This window comes from Flavobacterium swingsii (assembly GCF_900111965.1).
Taxonomy (GTDB): domain Bacteria; phylum Bacteroidota; class Bacteroidia; order Flavobacteriales; family Flavobacteriaceae; genus Flavobacterium; species Flavobacterium swingsii.
In genome coordinates, this window is sequence record NZ_FOJT01000001.1 from 261,920 (window position 1) to 277,960 (window position 16,041).

A 16,041-nucleotide genomic window follows, 5' to 3' on the forward strand; every position below is an offset into this window, starting at 1 on the left:
AAAGATTGGAATGACAGCTGGAAATAGCTCCTGAAAAAATTACTTTTTTCTATTTTTTAAAACGCCATTCAAAATCACTGTAGATAAAATAATTAAAGCACCGATATAAAATTGTGTGCTCATTTTTTCTTTGTCATTAAAAACGATTAATGCTAGAATTATCCCGTAAATAGGTTCGAGATTGATGGTAAGCATGACCGTATATGGACTCAAATATTTCATAACACCAACCGATGCTATAAAGGCGTATGCCGTGCAAACAGAGCTTAAGACTAATAACCAAATTAAATCGTTTACTGACAATTGAAAAAAACTGGCTGTGAAACTTTGGTTAAACAACATGAATATCGTCAAGCACAATACGCCTCCTAAAATTTCGTAGAATGAGATAACTGTTGGGTCATATTTTACAGCATATTTTCCGTTTATTACCGAAAACAAGGCTGAAAGAAATGCTGATGATAAGGCTAAGATTATTCCGTAAACGTAATTTCCTTCTACTTTAAAAATGATATAGAGTCCAATAATTACAATGAGTCCGAAGAGAACTTCGTAAGCAATTATTTTTCGTTTGTAAAATATAGGTTCTAATATTGAGGTAAAAAAAGCACCTGTTGCTAGACAAGCTAGTGTTACCGAAATATTAGATTCTTTGATGGCTTTAAAAAAAGTGAGCCAATGTAAAGCAATAATTAAACCTGCAAAAAGTAGTCCTATTATTGTTTTTCTGGAGAGTTTCAGTGGGATTTTTTTGACCGCAATAAATAGTAAAATAAAACCCGTGGCAAAAATCATTCGATACCAAACTAAAGGCAAGGCTTCTAACGAGATTAATTTACCCAATACTGCTGTAAATCCCCAGATAAATACGATTAAATGAAGTTTGAGATAGCTTTCTACGTTTTTATCTTTTTGCATTTCGGAGTAAGAAAAAAGCCATGATTCCAAAAACAACATTAGGAATCCAAACTGCAATTATTGGTTCTACCGAAGATTTTTCGGCAAGTGTGCTAAAAATTTTATCTAAAAAAACATAACTAAAAGCAATGGCGATTCCTATGGCGAGATTTATTCCCATTCCGCCACGACGCTTCATCGAAGAAACTGCAACTGCAATAATCGTTAAAATAAATGCCGAAATTGGAATACTATATTTTCTGTATTTTACAACCAAATAGGTATTTATATTTGCTGAACCACGTTTTTTTTCTTTTTCGATAAATTTGTTTAAATCTCTCAAATTTAGTGTTTCGGCAATATAAACTACAGGAGTCAAGTCTTCTAAATCGAAATTAAATTTCAGTTGTTTTGAATATTCTGTTTCAATTTTGTCATCTAATTCGCCAACGGTTCTTTTGGTATAATTTAGTAACGTATAGTTTTTTGCTTTTGGATTCCATTGTATTGATGTGGCAGAAATTTTGTAAACTAATTTTTCGCCATTAAATTTTTCGAAAACAAAATTATATCCTGTTTTTACTTCTTGGTTAAAATTACTTACATAAATAAACTCGGTGTCGCTAATTTGCCTGTAAACATCACCTGTTTCACGCATTTCGTTCTTACCATTTCCTATTAGATATAAATACCTGAAATTTTTGAACCCTTCACTTGCCTTTGGCGCAAGAAAAAATCCCATAAGTAAGGCGAAAATTGATACCATTGTCGCACCAATAATATAAGGACGCAAGAATCTTCTAAATGAAATTCCGGAACTTAAAATAGCAATAATTTCGGTGTTATTTGCCAGTTTAGCTGTAAACCAAATAATAGATAAAAACAAAAAAATAGGAAACAAAAAGTTTGTAAAATAAATTACAAAATCGACATAGTAAGACAAAACCTTATCGATAGGTACTTTATTTTCGAGGATTTTATTTATTTTTTCAGCAACATCGACTGTAATTCCAATAGGAATAAACAAAAGCAACATCACCGAAAAAGTGGCTAAATATCTTTTGAGAATGTATTTGTCTAATATTGTTAGCATCTAAAAGTTTAATCGGTTATTTGTTTAATCGATTAACCGAATTAACGATTAACCGATTGTACATTTTTACAATCGTTGACTCATATTTTTAATCATCATTTCTTTCCACTCACGGAAATCTCCTGCTATGATATGTTTTCTGGCTTCACGAACCAACCACATATAAAAACCAAGATTGTGTATGGTTGCGATTTGTTTCCCCAAGTATTCATTGGCAGCAAAAAGATGACGCAAATACGCTTTTGAATATTCGGTATCTACAAATGTGAGTCCCATTTCATCAACTGGAGAAAAATCGGCTTCCCATTTTTTATTTTTAATATTGATAGTTCCGTTAGCTGTAAACAACATTCCGTTTCTAGCATTTCTTGTTGGCATCACACAATCAAACATGTCTATTCCAAGAGCAATGTTTTCTAAAATATTTATTGGTGTTCCCACACCCATCAAATATCTCGGTTTATCTTCTGGCAAAATTGCAGTTACAATTTCGGTCATGGCATACATTTCTTCAGCTGGTTCCCCAACAGAAAGCCCTCCAATAGCATTTCCTTGTGCTCCAGCATTGGCAATATATTCTGCCGATTGCATTCTTAAATCTTTATAGCAACTTCCTTGTACAATTGGAAAAAATGTTTGGTCGTAACCATATTTTGTCGGCACTTTTTCTAAATGTTTGATACATCTATCCAACCAACGGTGCGTCATTTTCATCGAACGATTTGCATAATGATAATCGCAAGGATATGGTGTACATTCATCAAAAGCCATGATAATATCGGCACCAATGGTACGCTGAATTTCCATCACATTCTCTGGTGTGAAAAAATGATAAGAACCATCAATATGCGATTTAAACTTCACACCTTCTTCCTTAATTTTTCTATTAGCCGAAAGAGAATACACTTGATAACCACCTGAATCGGTCAAAATATTTCTGTCCCAATTCATAAATTTATGTAAACCTCCAGCTTTTTCAAGAATTTCGGTTTGCGGACGCAAATACAAATGATAGGTATTTCCTAAAATAATATCAGGATTTATTTCTTCTTTAAGTTCTCTTTGGTGCACACCTTTTACCGATGCAACCGTCCCAACAGGCATAAAAATTGGAGTTTCAATCACACCGTGATCCGTTGTAATTGTTCCTGCTCTGGCTTTAGTTTGTGGGTCTTTTTTAAGTAAATCAAATTTCATAACGGCAAATATAAAATAATTATAAATTATGGGTTGTGAATTGTGAATTTAATTAACATTTTAGTTACCTAAGAATCCTACCTCCTCTGATTTTATAATAAAAGGACAATAGTAACTTAACATCCTTTTATGGTCTAAAAATTAATATTGCAATTGAAAAAATTATATAAATATTTAAAATGAAAAAAATTACTTTGTTTCTGTTTCTGGCTTTTATGAGTTTTGCTTTAGGATTTAGTCAATCAAACTTAACATTAGATCCGTGTTTAAAACCATTTTATCATGGTGTGGCTTCAGGCGATCCTTTACAAGACCGAGTAATTATCTGGACTAGAGTTACTCCAGAAGATATAAGCAATGTAAATATTTCAGGAACATGGAAGCTTGCTACCGACAATCAAATGAGTAATGTTATTACATCAGGTTCTTTTGCAACAGATACAAGTAAAGATTTTACAGTAAAAATAGATGTAACAGGATTGCAAGCTCAAACGTATTATTATTATCAATTTTACTCTGATGGAATTGGAAGCCCAATAGGAAGAACCAAAACAGCTCCTGGGGACACAACAACTAATGCTCGTTTTGGAGTGGTTTCATGTGCCAATTTGGAAGCTGGTTTTTTTAATGTATACAAAGCTATGAACCAACGAAATGATGTTGATGCGGTACTTTGTTTAGGAGATTACATCTACGAATATGAAACTGGCGGTTATGAACCGAATACCGCTACTCAAAGATTTTGGCAGCCTGCTACAGAAACCATCACACTTGCCGATTATAGAGCGCGCTATTCCGTATATCACTTAGACCCAGACCTTAGAAGAAACCAATCAATTATATCCTTGGATTCCTATTTGGGATGATCATGAAACCGCGAATGACAGTTGGAAAGACGGTGCAGAAAATCATAGTACAGGTGAAGGGAATTGGCAGAACAGAAAAAACGAAGGAAGACAAGCTTATTTTGAATGGTTGCCAATACGCCAAACCAATCCTACAGATCCTTATCAAATTTATAGAGAGATAACCTACGGCAAAACAATCGACTTAATTATGCTTGACACTCGTTTAGAAGGTCGCGAACAACAAATTGGAACTACGGGATCTGGGGTGAATAGCACTACAAGAAAAATGATAAGTGATACTCAAAAAACTTGGATGAATGATAAACTACTTAACACTACCTCAAAATGGAAGTTTTTAGTACAGCAGGTTATGATGGCTCCAATAAAAGTTTTTGGAGTTCCTGTTAACGAAGATCAATGGAATGGCTATCCTGTAGAAAGAAATAATCTTTCAAATTTTATTGTGAATAACAACATCAATAATTTTGTAGTTTTAACTGGCGATATCCATACATCTTGGGCAAATGATTTACCAAAATCGAATTATTCTTCCAGTACCGGAACTGGATCTTGGGGCGTTGAATTTGTAACTCCAAGTGTAACCTCTCCAGGAGGAGCCGTTGAACTTATAGCTTTGGGGAATTCTTTTGTGAAATATAGTGAAGGAAGTAAAAAAGGTTTTATTATTCTTGATGTAACTTCTCCAAAAGTACAAGCTGATTGGTATTATGTAAGCACAATCAATACATCTTCGGCAACTCATCAGATTGGAGCTTCGTGGTATGTTCTTGACTCTGAAAATCATTTACGCCAAGCCACAAGTCCTATACTCGCTTCAAGTGCTATGACGAATGTGATACAACCTGAAATTTGTTTCTCTCAGGTATTAAGTACTAATCATATCTCTGAAGATATTAAAATACTTTCACTTTATCCTAATCCTTCAGATTCCTTTTTCACCATACATTATAACTTAAACCAATCTGGAACAGTACATTTAAAAATTATTGATTTGACGGGTAAAGAGATTAAAAACTTTACAACTTCAAAACATTCTGGCATTTGGACTGAAAGATATCCAACAGATGATTTACCAAATGGCAATTACATTGTAACTATCACTTCAGAAAATTCTACAACTACTCAAAAATTAATAATTCAACATTAGACAAATACAATACCTTAATTTTAAAATACTTCATGTTTTAAATCGACATGAAGTATTCTTTCATATCTCAATTTCTACCATCATTTTGCATCTACTTTATCTTTAATATAAAAAAATCCAATTATCTGATTATCTTTGCGGAAGTTTAACTTTTACACATAAAATGAAACCAAACACGCAACAACTTCAAGATTTAACAACACAAGTTCGTAGAGACATTCTCCGAATGGTACATGCAGTAAATTCAGGTCATCCCGGAGGTTCTCTAGGTTGTACCGAATTTCTAGTAGCACTTTATCAAAACCTAATGAATCGAAAAGAAGGTTTCGATATGAACGGTCATGGCGAAGACTTATTCTTCCTATCTAACGGACATATTTCGCCAGTTTTTTACAGCGTTTTAGCACGTAGTGGTTATTTTCCAGTAGCTGAATTAGCAACTTTTAGAAAAATAAATACTCGTTTGCAAGGTCACCCAACCACACACGATCATTTGCCAGGTGTAAGAATCGCTTCAGGTTCTCTTGGACAAGGTTTGTCTGTAGCAATTGGAGCAGCTCAAGCTAAAAAACTAAACAACGATTCAAATTTAGTTTACACACTTCATGGTGATGGCGAATTACAAGAAGGACAAAACTGGGAAGCTATTATGTATGCATCTGCTAAAAAAGTAGATAATCTTATTGCAACTGTCGATCTAAACGGAAAACAAATAGACGGAACAACCGACGAAGTATTAAACATGGGAAGCATTCGAGCAAAATTTGAAGCTTTTGATTGGGACGTTATCGATATTAAAGAAGGTAACAATATCGAAGCGATACTTGCTGGTATGAATGATGCAAAATCTAGAACAGGAAAAGGAAAACCAGTTTGTGTTTTATTACATACAGAAATGGGGAATGGTGTCGATTATATGATGTATTCTCACGCTTGGCATGGAAAAGCACCTAATGACGCACAGTTAGAAAATGCTTTAGCACAAAACTATAATACTGGAGGCGAACTAGATTATTAAATTAACTATGAAAAAAAATGCCCTCTTATTGCTGCTTCTATTTTCAATTGTAATGTTTTCTCAAGATAAAAAATTAAATTATTATTTTAATCATTACGAAGTTTCAGTAACTAAAAATTATGGTTATCAGCATGGATTTCCTGAAAAGAGGATTATTTTTATTAATTCAAAAGACTCAACTTATTTGCTTCAAATAAGGGTTGCTAAAGATTTGAAAGATGCTAGATTATATGATTTCAAAAAAAAGGAAGTAGTAGAATTTAGTATAGATAATATTACTTTCAAAATGAACGATTTAGCAAACCTCCAACAGCCAAAATTAGTAGATTATTTTTTTCATAAACATCAAAAAAATATTGACAATAAAAATGTTGAAAAAATTGAATTTGAAAGAGATACTATTTTAAATAAAACTGTTGTTCATTTAATTAGGTATAAAAATAAAAAATTAAAAAAAGTTATTCATGAAGATTACTTTATTTTTCAAAAAAAGGAAGATTCAGAATTTAAAAGAATAAATCAAGATGTCAGAGATTTAATAACAACACACAATGTTAATTTAAAAAAAGAAGAAAGTCTAACAAAAACTTTATGCCTAACCGATGGTAAAATAAGTCTTGACGTAGAATATCTAGAAAACAAAAACATAGACTATAACTTTACATTTAACAGGAAAGATTAAGCTTATAAAAACACGCAACATGAAAAAATATATAAATACAGGAAGCAAAGATACTCGTTCGGGTTTTGGAGCTGGAATGACAGAATTAGGACAAACAAATGAAAATGTAGTGGCACTTTGTGCTGACTTAATTGGTTCTTTAAAATTTGATGATTTCAAGAAAAATCACCCAGAACGTTTTTTCCAAATCGGAATTGCAGAAGCTAACATGATTGGGATTGCAGCAGGATTAACTATTGGTGGAAAAATTCCTTTTACAGGAACATTTGCTAACTTTTCTACAGGAAGAGTTTACGATCAAATTCGTCAAAGTGTAGCTTATTCTGACAAAAACGTTAAAATCTGTGCTTCTCACGCTGGTTTAACACTAGGTGAAGATGGCGCGACACACCAAATTCTTGAAGATATTGGATTGATGAAAATGTTACCAGGAATGACTGTAATCAATACTTGCGATTACAATCAGACTAAAGCTGCAACATTAGCAATTGCTGATCATCATGGGCCAGTTTATTTGCGTTTTGGACGTCCAGTTGTGCCTAACTTTATGCCTGCTGACGAAAAATTCGAAATTGGAAAAGCTATTATGTTAAACGAAGGAACTGATGTAACTATTATAGCAACAGGACATTTGGTTTGGGAAGCTTTAATCGCTGCCGAAGCTTTGGAAGCTAAAGGAATTTCAGCCGAAGTAATAAACATTCATACAATTAAACCTTTAGACGAAGCTGCTATTTTAAAATCATTAGCAAAAACAAAATGTATTGTTACTGCCGAAGAACATAATATCCTTGGCGGATTAGGAGAAAGTGTTGCTAGAGTTTTAGCATTAAACAATCCTGCACCGCAAGAATTTGTAGCGGTAAACGATAGTTTTGGCGAAAGCGGAACTCCAGAACAACTTATGGAAAAATACAAACTAAACAACCAAGCAATTGTTGAAGCGGTTGAAAGAGTTGTGAAGAGAAAATAATATTCTAAATATTATTGTATAAAAAAATCCCGTTTCAATTGAAACGGGATTTTTTTTTATATTCTAAATTTAAATTCTAGTGACATGCAGCACTTAAATGCTTTTTCTTTCCATCTGTGCATAAAGGAATACTTGCAAAAGAATAATATCCTCCAGAAGGGTTTTTTATTTCCGTTTTAGTAGGAATCCCATCTGCATCATCATCTATATCTAGAGCATCAATATGTCCATCGCCATCTGAATCATCATTTGTTGGGTCGCCATCTCCATTTGCATCTTCATATCTAGAGTCTATCCTATCAGCATCATGATCTACATAATTCACGTCTTTTAGTTTAAAACTAAATATAAGTGGTGAATAAGAAGGGAGAGATCCAGTAGGTCCACTACCACTATAATAAGCCAATCCTGAAGGCAAAAACATTACTCCTGCACCAAAATTAGTATAAATAGGATTATTTATATCTGTAACATCTTTATCCCCAGCTTTAAACAATGGAAAAATTTCTTTCCAACCTCGAATTATATCGAGGTCACCATATTGGTAAAGTCTAAACCAAACTGGATTCTGAGCTTGATCAAAAACTGTTTCATCAAGTAAACTTCCTTTATAAGAAACAAAAGCTGAATCTATTACTGTTGGTTTTTCACCAGCGCCATAATTTGCAGGATCTGAAAGGTCAGTAGTGTTTATATAATAAACTTTATAATCGACACCATTACTGTTTACTGTTTTTGTATGTAAATTAGATGCATATTGAGCTCTAATTGTTTGTAAGTTTGCAGTATTGGGTGTAGGTATTTTTGTAAATGTTACATCTTTATCAGAATTAACATCCATATGATATTCATCTAAATATTTATCGATAGCTGCTAAATCTCTAGGATACTGCTCCGCAAAAGGAACAACATAAGTAACAACAGGATCGTCAGCCTTACTACAGCTAAAAATTGTCAAACTCATTATAAAAACAAAAGCTACTTTAAAAAATCTAATCATTATATTCTATTTTAGGTGCGCAAGATACAATTTTGATTTATTTTTGTTTAAAATTTAACTTTGTTTTTTAATTTTTATGCGAATAGATAAATTCCTTTGGTGTGTACGTTATTACAAAACCAGAAATATGGTTACCGAAGCTTGTAAAAAAAATCATATTACAGTAAACAATCAAGTAGCAAAAGCTTCTAAAGAAGTATTTCCTGGCGATAAAGTCACTTTTAGAAGAGATCAGATTACCTATATTATTTCGGTTTTAGATATTCCTGACAATCGCGTGGGCGCAAAACTGGTTGACATCTATAGAAAAGATGAAACCCCAAGTGAATCGTTTGCTCATTTAGAATTATTAAAATTATCGAAAGAACATTACCGAAAAAATGGAACCGGTCGTCCAACTAAAAAAGACCGTCGTGATATAGAAGATTTTGGTACTGATACAAAAAATGAAGATTCCGATGACGAAGCTTAACCCAAAATACTGGCAAAACCGTTATGAAACCAATGACATTGCTTGGGATACTGGCACAATAACCACACCAATCAAAGAATATATCGACCAAATAGAAGATAAATCTATCAAAATATTAATTCCTGGTTGTGGTAATGGTTATGAATTCGAATATCTTATAAACAAAGGCTTCAATAATAGTTTTGTTGTAGATTATGCTCAGGCTCCAATTGATAACTTGAAGAAAAGAATGCCAAATTTTAATCCGAATCAATTAATTGTTTCTGATTTTTTTGAGCACGAAGGAAGCTATGATTTAATTATCGAGCAAACCTTTTTTTGCGCATTAAATCCCGAATTAAGAGCTAAATATGTACAAAAAATGCTTTCTTTACTTTCGCCGAAAGGCAGATTGATTGGTTTGTTTTTTCAATTTCCTTTAACAGAAGTTGGACCACCATTTGGCGGCTCGAAAGACGAATATCTAAAATTATTTTCTGATTATTTTGACATAAAAATATTAGAGACCGCTTATAATTCTATCAAACCACGTCACGGAAACGAACTGTTTTTTATCTTTACAAAAAAATAACCACCATGAGCCAAAATATTATCTTAAACCACCAAGAAATTAAATTCAAAATAAAGCGAATTGCGTATCAGATTTACGAAACTTTTATCGACGAAAAAGAGATTGTTATAGCCGGAATTCAAGGAAACGGAAGTATTTTTGCTCATAAAATTGCTTCAGAACTAAAAAATATATCTCCTATCGAAGTTATTTTGTGCGAAGTTATTATTGATAAGAAAAATCCGAGTTTACCCATTACAACTTCTATCAATAAAAAGGAATACCAAAACAAAGGATTAGTCTTGGTTGATGATGTTCTTAACTCTGGAACAACCTTAATTTACGGTGTAAGGCATTTTCTAGATGTTGATTTGAGGAAGTTTAAAACCGCAGTTTTAATAGACCGAAACCACAAAAAATATCCTATAAAAGCAGATTTCAAAGGAATTTCACTATCAACATCCTTGTTAGAACATGTGCAAGTGGTTTTTAATGAAAATGAAGATTGCGCTTTCTTAGAGTAATATTTTCTGAATCTCTTCAATAACATCAAACGGAGATTTAGTATCATCTATAAAAATCGTATGCTTGCATTGGTTGTAATAGAAACTTCGGTCGAAAAGATGTTTGGAAACAAATTCTGTTAATTCATCATCAGATAAATCTTTAATAAGCGGTCTATTTGCTTTATTAATTTTTAATCTTTCTATTAATGATGGAATCTTAACATTCAAATAAATCGAAATCACATCTTCTTTTTGCAGAAACAGATGATTATTTGCATAACAAGGTGTTCCGCCACCAAGACTTAATACAAAAGTCTCGTCTGAGTTTATTTTATTGGCAAATACTTCATGTTCTTTTTTCCTAAAAAAAATCTCTCCTTTTTCATCGAAAATTTCATTTACCGTTTTAGAAACTTCATTTTCGATTAAGTGATCGATATCAAAAAAAGGCAAATCGAGTTTTTTTGACAGTAATTTTCCTATTTCTGTTTTTCCAGAAGCCATATAACCAACTAAAACAATCTTTTTCATGAAGCTAAAACCTTATAAATTAACATACTGAGGACATTTGAGAAAAAAAGACAAATTTAATACAAAATTGCTTTGAAAAATGAATAATAACTTCTTATATTTGCACCCGCGTTGAAGAAATACAATGACTTGGTAGCTCAGTTGGTAGAGCACATCACTTTTAATGATGGGGTCCTGGGTTCGAGCCCCAGCCAGGTCACAATTTTATTTATTTCTTCAAAGCAATGACTTGGTAGCTCAGTTGGTAGAGCACATCACTTTTAATGATGGGGTCCTGGGTTCGAGCCCCAGCCAGGTCACAAGAAAGTCGTTCACCACAAGTGAATGACTTTTTTTATTTTAGGCCACGTGGAGAAACGGTAGACTTGCCAGCTTGAGGGGCTGGTGCTCGCAAGGGCGTGCGGGTTCAAATCCCGCCGTGGTCACGAATAAATATAAATGGGTAAAAAACAATTTCAAGTAAACTTGATTGTTTTTTACCCATTTATATTTTCAAAGCGTAGCTTTGTTGGGAAAGACAAAGTCAATCCCATAGTGGTCACAGAAAAATCCGAAAGAAATATTCATTTGCTTGAAATAATTTCTTTAGAATTTTTGTTTTTAAACCCAACTTAATTAGGAAATAGTTGCTATTTTAACCCTAACAACACTTTTATAAACGGGATTTTAGGACAAGCCCATATAATTTCTAATTCTTGTTTCAAGTTAGATTCTTCATCTAAAAATTTAAATATTTTTTTAGGTTGCACTTTTATAAACATATTAGAGAATATCTGTTTTCCTAAAACATTATTTTTATACAAAACCTTTACAAAAAGTTTGTCGTAAAATAGAAATCTATTGGTTTTATGAGATTTTCTAAAATCGATTGTTGTTTTTTTAAATAATGAAACCACTCTTTCCGATTGCTTTATTGCATTCTTAAAAGTATAACCGGTACTGGCTTTTGTCCAGCCACCAGCTGTTCCTATATGCAAAACGTTTCTCGAATTGATTTTCCAGAAAGGAAAAACGGTCATGGGAATATTCCCTTGTTCTTTCTTAATAATATCGAAAGTGGTTGCTCCTTTTTCTTTTAGATAATCACTTATTGCCTCTTCATATTCGCTTTCTTGCAACAAACTGGGAGAAAACAAAGTATACTCAACCAAAGCTTCATTTTCGGAAAATGGCAAAACATACATAAATCGTGTGTTTTCTTTTTGTGGGATCGAAAAATCCATAAAAGTAGCACAATTGACATCAAAAATCGGATTAGTAGTTCTTACGAACCAACCTATAAAATGCTGTTTTAGTAAGGGATAATTTATATTGTTTTCAATTTTAGATACCTCAAAAACACTATTAAAAAATTTATCCGTACTATATTCAGCAACATTAGAAGTTACAATTACTTCCGAATTTTTATCTTCAAAAGCAATGAAACTTTCTTTTTTCCAGACAATTTCTGGGTATTTATCTAATTTATTTAAAACATAATTATAAAAACGAATCGATTCTATCATTTTATAATTTGAATCATCAGAAAGACATTGAACAGTTTTACATTCATTAACAAACAAGGCTTGCTCCCATTTTTTTGAAACTAAATGGTCAAAATCACCTAATTTATTGTCCCAAAAACACCAAGTTCTGTCATTACAGTTTTTATCATTGGGCTCTAACAATAGTACTTTTTTGCTTTCTAAAAGCTTAGCATCTATCATTTTATCTAAAATCATTAAACTTGCTAATCCAATTCCTGCAAAGATATAATCGTACTTCATTCTTTTTTTTGAAAGTATTTTAACAAATATAAGAAAAGAAAACAATTATTTATTTAGTTTTGTTTAACTTTTACAATAAAAAGATGAACGCGGTTAAAAATATATTTAGCATAAAAGATTTAGAGAATCTTTCGGGAATAAAAGCGCATACGATTCGTATTTGGGAAAAAAGATATGGGATACTCGAACCAATGAGAACTGATACAAATATCCGTTTTTATGACACTCATAATCTTCAAAAGTTATTAAACATAACATTGCTACACGATTACGGATATAAAATTTCGAGAATATCTAAATTATCTCCTGATAAAATCCCTGTTTTAGTTAGAGAAATTGTATCAGAAAAAAGTGCAAAAAGTCATGCTATAAATGCTTTTAAAATGGCTATGATGAATTTTGACCAGACACTTTTCATTAACACCTACAATAATTTATTATCAGAAAAATCTTTTAGAGAGGTTTTTTATGAGGTTTTTATTCCGCTTATGAACGAAATTGGTTTGCTGTGGCAATCGAATACCATAACAATTGCTCACGAACATTTTATTAGTTATTTGATAAAACAAAAACTCATTGTTAATACCGAAAAAATTCAGGTTTTAGAACCTACTAGAACGGATAAAATCTTTGTTTTATTTTTACCTTCAAACGAAATTCACGAACTTGGATTAATGTACCTCAATTACGAATTGATACTAAACGGCTACAAAACAATATATCTTGGCGAAAGTGTTCCTATAGAAAGTCTTAAAGATGTTCAACGCTATTTCGACAAAATAACTTTTGTAAGTTATATGACTGTTCAGCCTACAAAAGACGAAATTAACAATTATATCGAGAAAATTAAGACCGAAATTCTTACTAATGAAGATTCAGAATGTTGGTTTATAGGAAAAATGACAACCGAAATAAATCCTAAGTTTTTGAACGAAAAAACAAAAATATTTCAATCGATAGAATCAATTATAGAAGAAATATAAAGTTTAACATTTTATTGTTTAACTTTTTTATATATTTGTTAAACAATTATGAGAAAGAATATTGCAATATTAGGATCTGGTTTTTCGTCTTTAGCAGCTGCCTGTTATTTAGCGCAAGCTGGCAATGATGTGATTATTTATGAAAAAAATAGCACCATTGGTGGAAGAGCAAGGCAATTTGAAAAAGAAGGATTTACTTTCGATATGGGACCATCATGGTACTGGATGCCTGATGTTTTCGAGAAATTCTTTGCCAATTTTGGCAAAAAACCATCGGATTATTATGACTTAAAAAAATTATCGCCTGGATACCAAGTTTTTTATGGTGTTAATGATTTTATAGCCATTTCAGATAATCTTCAAGAAATAGTTGATACTTTTGAAAATATTGAAGCTGGAAGTGGTGACAAACTTCAAAAATTTATACAAAAAGCACAAAGCAATTACGATATTGCTATAAAAGACTTGGTTTACAGACCCGGAGAATCGCCACTAGAATTGGTAACTATAGAAACCGCCAAAAAAATAGATCAGTTTTTTTCGACCATTAGTAAAGATGTTAGAAAACAATTTAACAATAAAAAACTAATTCAAATATTAGAATTTCCTGTATTGTTTTTGGGCGCAAAACCATCTAAAACACCTACTTTTTATAGTTTTATGAATTTTGCCGATTTTGGTTTAGGAACTTGGCAACCTACAAATGGTTTTCATGATGTAATAAACGGAATGGCAACTTTGGCAAAACAATTAGGTGTTACAATAATTACCGATGCAAATGTTGAAAAAATAATTGTTGAAAATAAGATCACTAAAGGAATTCTGGTAAATGAAGAAGTAATTACTTCCGATATTGTACTTTCTGGTGCCGATTACCACCATACCGAAACACTTTTAGAACCTAAACACAGACAATATTCTGAAAAATATTGGAATAAGAAAACTTTCGCACCATCTTCCCTCCTATTTTATGTAGGTTTCAACAAAAAGATAGACAATGTGATACATCATAATTTATTTTTTGATGTCGATTTCGATTTGCATTCAGAAGAAATTTATGATAACCCGAAGTGGCCAACAGAACCTTTGTTTTATGCAAATTTTACATCAAAAACAAATTCAAAAACTGCACCCGAAGGCTGTGAAAATGGGTTTTTCCTAATTCCAATTGCTCCCGGAATTGAAGATACACAAGAATTACGAGATACTTATTTCGAAAAAATAATGACTCGTTTCGAAAAAATCACAAACCAAAAAGTTCGAGAAAATATTATATTTAAGGAATCATTTTGTGTAAACGATTTTGTAAAAGAATACAACTCATACAAAGGAAATGCCTACGGAATGGCGAATACTTTGCTACAAACTGCTTTTTTAAGACCTAAACTAAGAAGTAAAAAAGTAAAAAACTTATATTTTACAGGACAACTAACTGTTCCTGGCCCTGGTGTTCCGCCTGCATTAATTTCTGGAAAATTAGTTGCCGATTTAATAAAAAAATATTCATCATAATATGAAATCACTTTTCGACATAGTTTCTAATGATTGTAGTAAGATTGTAACACAATCTTATAGCACCTCATTTTCATCGGCAGTAAAAATGTTGGCGCCAAGTATAAGGCAGGATATTTACAATGTCTATAGTTTTGTTCGCTTTGCAGACGAAATCGTAGACAGTTTTCATGATTATGACAAAGAAGCCTTATTCAATACCTTTGAAGTAGATTTAAAAAATGCACTTACACAAAAAATAAGTTTAAATCCAATTTTGAATGCTTTTCAACACACGGTTCACAAACACAAAATTTCCAATGAGCTAATTGATGCTTTTATGAAAAGCATGAAACTAGATTTGGTAAAAAAAGAATACAAAACCAAAGACGAATATAACGAATATATTTACGGAAGTGCCGATGTTGTTGGGCTAATGTGTTTGAAAGTTTTTGTGAAAGGGAATATTGAATTATACGAAAGTTTAAAAAGTGCTGCTATGCGATTGGGTTCAGCTTTTCAGAAAGTAAATTTTTTGAGAGATTTGAAAGCCGATTTTGAAGGTTTAGAAAGAACTTATTTCCCCAATACCGATTTATCACAACTTGATGAAACTTCTAAAGAAGAAATTATCAAAGAAATTGAAGCGGATTTTAAAGCAGGTTATGAAGGAATCATAAACTTACCAATAGATGCAAAATTTGGCGTTTATACAGCTTATATTTATTACAAAAAATTATTATCTAAATTAAAAAAAACACCTTCGGCAGAAATAAAAAATACTAGAATTCGAGTTTCCGATTATCAAAAAGTTGGCTTACTCGCAAATTGTTATGTCAAATATCGTTTAAACTTATTATAGAAAT

The 16,041-nt window shown here is 32.0% G+C and carries 17 protein-coding genes and 3 tRNA genes; 14 read left to right on the forward strand and 6 right to left on the reverse strand.

The features are described from left to right. Nucleotides 1–39: 39 nt before the first annotated feature. From BM053_RS01245 to tgt, 3 genes are all read right to left on the reverse strand, one after another. Nucleotides 40–918, reverse strand: a complete 879-nt coding sequence (locus tag BM053_RS01245) for a DMT family transporter (RefSeq protein ID WP_091473114.1) — start codon at nt 916–918, stop codon at nt 40–42. Next, complete coding sequence (locus BM053_RS01250; protein WP_091473117.1) at nt 905–1,990, reverse strand: LptF/LptG family permease; 1,086 nt, start codon at nt 1,988–1,990, stop codon at nt 905–907. The genes BM053_RS01245 and BM053_RS01250 overlap by 14 nt, the downstream gene beginning before the upstream one ends. 66 nt (nt 1,991–2,056) lie before the next feature. After that, nucleotides 2,057–3,187, reverse strand: coding sequence for a tRNA guanosine(34) transglycosylase Tgt (gene tgt, locus BM053_RS01255; protein ID WP_091473120.1), 1,131 nt, complete (start codon nt 3,185–3,187; stop codon nt 2,057–2,059). Nucleotides 3,188–3,366: 179 nt separating this feature from the next. Between tgt and BM053_RS12250 the strand changes: the two genes are divergently transcribed. The 5 genes from BM053_RS12250 to BM053_RS01280 all read left to right on the forward strand — a co-directional run bounded on the left by BM053_RS12250 (nt 3,367) and on the right by BM053_RS01280 (nt 7,876). After that, nucleotides 3,367–4,053 (forward strand): alkaline phosphatase D family protein, encoded by a 687-nt coding sequence (locus tag BM053_RS12250; protein WP_091473122.1) that lies wholly within the window; start codon nt 3,367–3,369, stop codon nt 4,051–4,053. Beyond that, the gene (locus BM053_RS12255; protein ID WP_262487528.1) at nt 4,043–5,203 is read left to right on the forward strand and encodes a T9SS type A sorting domain-containing protein; all 1,161 of its coding nucleotides are present in this window, start codon (nt 4,043–4,045) and stop codon (nt 5,201–5,203) included. The genes BM053_RS12250 and BM053_RS12255 overlap by 11 nt, the downstream gene beginning before the upstream one ends. A 163-nt stretch (nt 5,204–5,366) precedes the next feature. Then, a complete protein-coding gene (locus tag BM053_RS01270; protein ID WP_091473128.1) occupies nt 5,367–6,221 on the forward strand; it encodes a transketolase in 855 nt (284 codons plus the stop codon). 7 nt (nt 6,222–6,228) lie between these two features. Beyond that, complete coding sequence (locus BM053_RS01275; RefSeq protein ID WP_143076450.1) at nt 6,229–6,903, forward strand: hypothetical protein; 675 nt, start codon at nt 6,229–6,231, stop codon at nt 6,901–6,903. 19 nt (nt 6,904–6,922) lie between these two features. Beyond that, complete coding sequence (locus BM053_RS01280) at nt 6,923–7,876, forward strand: transketolase family protein (protein ID WP_091473134.1); 954 nt, start codon at nt 6,923–6,925, stop codon at nt 7,874–7,876. Between the two features lie 76 nt (nt 7,877–7,952). On the opposite strand, the gene BM053_RS01285 is transcribed toward BM053_RS01280, so the two are convergent. After that, the gene (locus BM053_RS01285; RefSeq protein ID WP_167357263.1) at nt 7,953–8,876 is read right to left on the reverse strand and encodes an FKBP-type peptidyl-prolyl cis-trans isomerase; all 924 of its coding nucleotides are present in this window, start codon (nt 8,874–8,876) and stop codon (nt 7,953–7,955) included. Between the two features lie 76 nt (nt 8,877–8,952). On the opposite strand from BM053_RS01285, the gene BM053_RS01290 reads away from it, so the two are divergent. The 3 genes from BM053_RS01290 to BM053_RS01300 are packed head-to-tail and all read left to right on the forward strand — an operon-like array spanning nt 8,953 to nt 10,422. After that, entirely contained in the window at nt 8,953–9,348 is a 396-nt protein-coding gene (locus BM053_RS01290; protein WP_091473136.1) for an RNA-binding S4 domain-containing protein, read from the forward strand. Then, nucleotides 9,323–9,919: a methyltransferase domain-containing protein gene (locus tag BM053_RS01295; protein WP_244148492.1), complete on the forward strand. Its 597-nt coding sequence runs from the start codon at nt 9,323–9,325 to the stop codon at nt 9,917–9,919. The genes BM053_RS01290 and BM053_RS01295 overlap by 26 nt, the downstream gene beginning before the upstream one ends. Before the next feature lie 5 nt (nt 9,920–9,924). Further along, the gene (locus BM053_RS01300; RefSeq protein WP_091473141.1) at nt 9,925–10,422 is read left to right on the forward strand and encodes a phosphoribosyltransferase domain-containing protein; all 498 of its coding nucleotides are present in this window, start codon (nt 9,925–9,927) and stop codon (nt 10,420–10,422) included. Here BM053_RS01300 and BM053_RS01305 read toward each other — a convergent pair. Then, entirely contained in the window at nt 10,414–10,935 is a 522-nt protein-coding gene (locus tag BM053_RS01305; protein ID WP_091473145.1) for a shikimate kinase, read from the reverse strand. The two genes, BM053_RS01300 and BM053_RS01305, sit on opposite strands and share 9 nt — an antisense overlap. Before the next feature lie 126 nt (nt 10,936–11,061). On the opposite strand from BM053_RS01305, the gene BM053_RS01310 reads away from it, so the two are divergent. From BM053_RS01310 to BM053_RS01320, 3 genes are all read left to right on the forward strand, one after another. Beyond that, nucleotides 11,062–11,134 (forward strand) — tRNA-Lys (locus tag BM053_RS01310). A gap of 27 nt (nt 11,135–11,161) precedes the next feature. Then, a tRNA-Lys gene (locus tag BM053_RS01315) sits at nt 11,162–11,234 on the forward strand. 43 nt (nt 11,235–11,277) lie between these two features. Beyond that, a tRNA-Leu gene (locus tag BM053_RS01320) sits at nt 11,278–11,360 on the forward strand. A gap of 204 nt (nt 11,361–11,564) precedes the next feature. Here BM053_RS01320 and BM053_RS01325 read toward each other — a convergent pair. Beyond that, nucleotides 11,565–12,701, reverse strand: a complete 1,137-nt coding sequence (locus BM053_RS01325; RefSeq protein ID WP_091473148.1) for a lycopene cyclase family protein — start codon at nt 12,699–12,701, stop codon at nt 11,565–11,567. An 83-nt stretch (nt 12,702–12,784) separates the two neighbouring features. Between BM053_RS01325 and BM053_RS01330 the strand changes: the two genes are divergently transcribed. Genes BM053_RS01330 through BM053_RS01340 form a run of 3 tightly spaced genes read left to right on the forward strand, consistent with a single transcriptional unit; the run spans nt 12,785 to nt 16,037 of the window. After that, nucleotides 12,785–13,684 carry a MerR family transcriptional regulator gene (locus BM053_RS01330; protein WP_091473151.1) on the forward strand — a complete coding sequence of 300 codons (900 nt, stop codon included), beginning with the start codon at nt 12,785–12,787 and terminating at the stop codon, nt 13,682–13,684. Nucleotides 13,685–13,732: 48 nt separating this feature from the next. Next, entirely contained in the window at nt 13,733–15,196 is a 1,464-nt protein-coding gene (locus BM053_RS01335; RefSeq protein ID WP_091473154.1) for a phytoene desaturase family protein, read from the forward strand. Nucleotide 15,197: 1 nt separating this feature from the next. After that, nucleotides 15,198–16,037 (forward strand): phytoene/squalene synthase family protein, encoded by an 840-nt coding sequence (locus BM053_RS01340; RefSeq protein ID WP_091473158.1) that lies wholly within the window; start codon nt 15,198–15,200, stop codon nt 16,035–16,037. The last annotated feature ends 4 nt before the right edge of the window (nt 16,038–16,041 follow it).